Below are 5,276 nucleotides of genomic sequence, written 5' to 3'. Positions count from 1 at the left end.
GTGATGTATTTTATAAGTGTTGTGATCTATTCAATTGTTGTGTTTACTTATTTTCTTTTGTACAAAATCGACGTGTCGGTTCTAGTGATAATTCTTATGATATTGTGCATTGGCCTGCCGGCCGCTTTTGACAGGCCCTATGACGTGCGCCGCCCGACGTTTTTGAAAACACGGGCGGATCGCAATAGTTGCGAACTGGCCGCACTTATTGGACAATACGTTCTCAAAACAGTCAATGGGGCCGCAATGTAGTTAGTCGTCGCAGTTGATGCGGCGGCTGCGATGAATGCTGTTCCGGTCGGTGAAGCCTAGGCTTGAACGCCCGCTCTCACACCGCTGACGGCGAACTGTTTTAGGCCCGCTCCGAAACGACATTTTACCTCCGGCGGTGTATGTTCTCCGCCCAGTCCGAATGCCGCGTCGCCCTCCGGGCTCCTCGCGAGGACGCCGCCCTTGGGGGTCGGCCAGGGCCTCCTATCCGACCGGCACCGTCGTCGTCTCGGCTTTGAGGACGGTCTTGAGGTAGATCGCTTCCTTCGTTTCCCCGACCTGGCCAGCCAACCGGGAGCCCTCGCGCACGAGCCTGGAGAAGGGCGAGCGGCGACGCGGCCGGACGGGTCCGCCGACGTTCATGGCTGTGCTGAAGGTCTGGCCGCCCTCGTCGGCAGGGCGCAAATGGTCCTGGATCGCGACGGCGGGAATGAGCTGGTAAATCCGGAGGCCTAGGCGGCGCGCATTCTTGGGAAACAGGGAATAGTCCGCCGGGAGCGCGGGCGGATCGGTCAGCTCGAGATAGCGCTCCGCGCCCGCGCGCGACAAGAGGTAGGCCGCGCTGCTCTCGTGCCGACTGTAGAGCCGCGCGACCTCGCGTCCGCCGACGACCGGACGCCGAACCCCAAGCCTGACCCTCTGGAAATAGGTGTCCAGCTTGACGGCGTGTGCGTCCGGCGGGACCCAAGCGTCGCTGTCGATCAGCGCCTCGAACCCTGGCCAGATGTGAAGGTCGTCTTCGAGGAAACAGGCGTGCGGGTCCGAGCCGCAGAGGAAAACCCGCCAAGCGTCTCTGTGGCTCGCCAAGCAGGCGAGCTCGAACCGCGTCAGCGGCGGCTTGGCTTTCTCGGGATACTTCGATCCGTCGACCGCCGACACGCGCACGAAGGAAACATCCTCGAGCTGCCGACGCATGTGCGCCAGGCGATCCCAATCCCGATCGAGATTGATCACATAGACCTTCATCGTTGAAGTCCAGGTCTCACTTCAGACCTTCATCTGCGCCCCGAGCTCGACCACGCGATCCGAGGGCAGATTGAAGAAGTCCGGAGCGTTCGCGGCCTGCCGGCTCATGGAGATGAAAAGCCGATCCTGCCATTGAGGCATGCCGGAGTTTTGCGCCGCCTTCAGGGTCCGACGGCCGAGGAAGAACGAGGTCGTCATGATGTCGAACTTCAAGCCGGCCTTCCGCATCGCCGCGAGCGCGCGCGGAATGTGGGGCTGCTCCATGTAGCCGAAATGAAGCGTGACCAACGTGAAGTCGGCGGAAAGAGACGCGATCTCGAAGCGGTTGGTCTCCGCCACACGCGGGGTCGTCTCCGTGCGCACGTTCAGGAGCACGATGCGCTCATGCAGCACCTTGTTGTGCTTCAAGTTATGCATAAGGGACGAAGGCGCCGAGGTCGGGTCGTTGGTCAGAAAGACGGCGGTTCCGGGAACGCGCACCGGCTTCGACTTCTGGAGCATCTTGATGAGGTCAGCCATCGGAATCGAGTCCCGATGGGTCTTGGCGTTGAGGATCGCGCTGCCGCGCGACCAGGTCCACATCACGATGAACATCGCGCCGCCGAGCATTAGCGGAACCCAGCCGCCGTCCAGGACCTTGTAGAGGTTGGCGATGAAAAAGCCGATGTCGATCGACAGAAAGGCGCAGACGAGCGCAAGCGCGCCCCAGAGCGGCCAACGCCACAGTTTCCAGACAACGAAAAACGCCAGCGCCGTCGTCGCCACCATGGTGCCGGAAACCGCGATGCCGTAGGCGTTCGCCAGCGCGTCCGACGAGCGGAAGAGCAGCACCAGCGCCAGAACGCCGAGCAGCAGCACCCTGTTCACCCGCGGGATGAAAATCTGTCCCTCCTGGGTGGAGGAGGTATGCACGATTTCCAGGCGCGGAAGCAGGCCGAGCTGGATCGCCTGGCTGGCGAGCGAATAGGCGCCGGTGATCACAGCCTGGCTTGCGATGACCGTCGCGGCCGTCGCGAGCAGGATCAAAGGCACGAGGCCCCAGCTCGGGGCCATGAGATAGAACGGATTCTCCACCGCCTTGGGGTCGCTAAGGATCAGCGCGCCCTGGCCGAGATAGTTGCAGATCAGCGCCGGCAAGACCAGGAACAACCAGGCTGCCTGGATGGGTCGCCGGCCGAAATGTCCCATGTCGGCGTACAGCGCCTCGGCGCCGGTCACGGCGAGAAACACGCTTCCGAGCACGACGAACCCGACTGCGCCATGAGCGAAAATGAAGCTGACGCCCGGCGCCGGGCTCAGCGCCTGCAGGATCTCCCAGGCTGCAGCGATATGAACGAGGCCAAGCACCGCGTTCACCACAAAAAACACAGCCATGATCGGCCCGAAAAACGCCGCGACTCCGGCCGTGCCGCGACTCTGCGCGGTGAACAGAAGCACGAGAATGACGACCGTCGCCGGCAGGATATAGGGCGCGAGATCGGAGTCGACCTGCTTCAGGCCCTCGAGCGCGGAGAGGACCGAGATCGCGGGGGTGATCATCGCGTCGCCGGAAAAGAGGGCCGAGCCGGCCACGCCAAGCAGAAAGGCGATCGTGGTGCGTTGGCCGAGCGCCCGTTGCGCCAGCGCTTTCAGCGAGAGGATGCCGCCTTCGCCCTTGTTGTCGGCCTGCATCAGAAACACCACGTATTTCGCGGTGACGACGATCAAAAGGGCCCAGATGATGAGGGAAACGACGCCGATCACGTCCCTTGCGCCGATACCGGACCCCTTGAACTGGCCGAGCGCGGTTTGAAGGGCGTAGAGCGGGCTCGTTCCGATATCGCCGAAGACGACGCCGATCGAGCCGAGCGAAAGAATCCAGAAACTGCCGGCGAAATGGCCGGGGGCCGTGGTTTCGACGCGGTGCGGGCCCGGAGGGTAGTCCTTCGTGGCGTTTTCGGACATTGACAAAGAACCCCGGAGGCGTCGGTCGCGTTTTCAAGCCGGCAAAAAAGGCGGACGTCTATACTCTGCCACGCCTCGCACGCATAGGGTCGGGCGTTTAGCCTTTGGCGGCGCCCGACCGGTCATAACGCCGCAGCCTCATTCGCGTGCTCGGTCAACAGGCGCGCGGTTACATCCGGCTGCTCGATCCCGGGAATGTGCCCGGCGCCCGATATGATCTCGAACCGGGCGCGGCTGATCCGCGCCGCGGTCTCGCGCACGAGCGCCACCGGCGTGGAGCCGTCCTGATCGCCCACGAGACAGAGGGTCGGAACGGCGATGGCGCCGGCATAGGGACGAAGATCGGCGCGCTTCAGGGCGCCGCAGGCGGCGAGATATCCCTTTATCGGCGTACGGACGAGCATGGTCCGCCAGCCGATCAGCTCGTCCGCCCGGCGGGACCGGAAGTCGGGGGTGAACCAGCGTTCGAGGACGCCGTCCGCGATCGCCTCGACGCCGCCGGCCTCGATCGCGGCGATGCGCGCGTCCCAACTGGCCTCGTCGCCGATCTTCGCGGCCGTGTCGGAGAGCACGAGGCCGGCGAAAAGGTCCGGCCGATCCCGGTAGAGCTGCTGGGCGATCAGGCCGCCGATCGACAGACCGACGATCGTCGCGCGCTGAACGCCGAGAGCGTCCAGAAGGCCGGCGAGGTCGCCCGCGTAGTCGGCCATGTCGGTGCGGTCGGGCCCGGCTTCCGAGAGTCCGTGCCCGCGCTTGTCGTAGCGGATGACGCGGAAGTCGCGCGCCAGTCGGCCGGCCGTCTCGTCCCAGATGCGCAGGTCGCTGCCGAGCGCATTGATGAGGGCGATCGGCGGGCCCGCGCGCGGCCCCTCGTCCCGATAGTGGATGACGCCGCCGTTCGCCCGCACGAAGCCCATGAGGAAGCCCCTCTCAATCGCGGTTCACCAGCCGCTCGACGGACCGCGGCTTTGGCGCCGGCGCGGCCGGAACGCTGTTCGTCCTCAGACCGCGGAAGAATGTCCACCAGTACCATAGGATGAGGAGCGGCGCGCCGATGTCGACGACCGCGTCGAGACCGGGGATCGGCATCGCCGGCGCCGCGATCAGGCCCGCCGCCGCGGTCGCGCCGACGCGGTAGCTCAGCGCGACCAGAATGCGCTTCAGCGGGTTGTCGTCCGGCATGCGGGAGACGATGACCAGGAGCGCAATGAGCAGGGCGGTCATCGCGACCACGAAGATGAGCAGGTCGCGGATGATCGCCTCGATCGAGGAGAGGGCGTCCATGCGATGTCTCCGAGGCCCGCGGACGGGCCTGTTCCCCTAAACTCCTTAGGCGGGTAGAACGATCCGGACAAGCGAGCCGGGAGGCGGACATGGGCGGAGCGATCGAACACTGGCATGAGGCGGCGCGGGCCCGCGATCCGGCGGCCCTCGACGCCCTACTCGCCGAGGACGCGGTCTTTCTCTCGCCGGTCGTCCACACGCCGCAGCGGGGCAAGGCGATCACGGCGAAATACCTCGCTGCGGCGCTGCGGGTTCTCGGCAATCCAGAATTCCGCTACGTCGAGCAGTGGATCGGGCCCAACTCGGCGGTGCTGGAGTTCGCGACCGTCATCGACGGAATCGAGGTGAACGGGGTCGACATCATCGGCTGGAACGCGGACGGCAAAATCGACCGGTTCAAGGTGATGATCCGCCCGCTGAAGGCGATCGAAGTGGTCAGGCAGAAGATGGCGGCCGCGCTCACGGGCTGAGGGCCGGGTCGGTCGTTCGCCCGTTTGGCGTGGCCGAGGGTCGCCGCGATTTCCGCGCCGGGAATCAATCTTTTCAAGCCTTTGCGGCGGATTTTCCGAGCGCTCTTCCGCCGGATCGAGCCGCCGATGCTCCCGCGGGACCGGCGCTGCGTTTCTGGCGGCGGTCAAATGATTTCAACGCGTTGGGCGCCGAAAACGGTCACTTTGTAACTGCCGAGTTGGGTTGTGATCCACGAACCTCATCCTGAGCCTGTCGAAGGATGATCCAGTGGGCGCTGCCGTCGGTGCGCGCTGGAGCGTCCTTCGAGACGCGTCGCCGCGGCGCCGCTCCTCAGGACGAGG

The 5,276-nt window shown here is 64.8% G+C and carries 6 protein-coding genes; 2 read left to right on the top strand and 4 right to left on the bottom strand.

What is annotated here, in order from left to right:
* Nucleotides 1-252: hypothetical protein (locus ACLP25_RS24710; protein WP_442471769.1), on the top strand; the 252-nt coding region annotated here is incomplete at its 5' end.
* Nucleotides 253-474: 222 nt separating this feature from the next.
* Here the strand turns inward: ACLP25_RS24710 and ACLP25_RS24705 are convergent.
* From ACLP25_RS24705 to ACLP25_RS24690, 4 genes are all read right to left on the bottom strand, one after another.
* Nucleotides 475-1,236, bottom strand: coding sequence for a glycosyltransferase family 25 protein (locus tag ACLP25_RS24705; protein WP_442471768.1), 762 nt, complete (start codon nt 1,234-1,236; stop codon nt 475-477).
* A gap of 21 nt (nt 1,237-1,257) precedes the next feature.
* The gene (locus tag ACLP25_RS24700) at nt 1,258-3,186 is read right to left on the bottom strand and encodes a potassium transporter Kup (protein WP_442471767.1); all 1,929 of its coding nucleotides are present in this window, start codon (nt 3,184-3,186) and stop codon (nt 1,258-1,260) included.
* A 116-nt stretch (nt 3,187-3,302) separates the two neighbouring features.
* Entirely contained in the window at nt 3,303-4,097 is a 795-nt protein-coding gene (pcaD, locus tag ACLP25_RS24695) for a 3-oxoadipate enol-lactonase (protein WP_442471766.1), read from the bottom strand.
* Between the two features lie 13 nt (nt 4,098-4,110).
* A complete protein-coding gene (locus tag ACLP25_RS24690) occupies nt 4,111-4,464 on the bottom strand; it encodes a hypothetical protein (RefSeq protein WP_442471765.1) in 354 nt (117 codons plus the stop codon).
* A gap of 89 nt (nt 4,465-4,553) precedes the next feature.
* On the opposite strand from ACLP25_RS24690, the gene ACLP25_RS24685 reads away from it, so the two are divergent.
* Entirely contained in the window at nt 4,554-4,934 is a 381-nt protein-coding gene (locus ACLP25_RS24685) for a nuclear transport factor 2 family protein (RefSeq protein ID WP_442471764.1), read from the top strand.
* The last annotated feature ends 342 nt before the right edge of the window (nt 4,935-5,276 follow it).

Origin of the sequence: Roseiarcus sp., assembly GCF_052145395.1 — a bacterium.
Taxonomy (GTDB): domain Bacteria; phylum Pseudomonadota; class Alphaproteobacteria; order Rhizobiales; family Beijerinckiaceae; genus Roseiarcus.
This window is presented reverse-complemented; position numbering and strand designations above follow the sequence as displayed.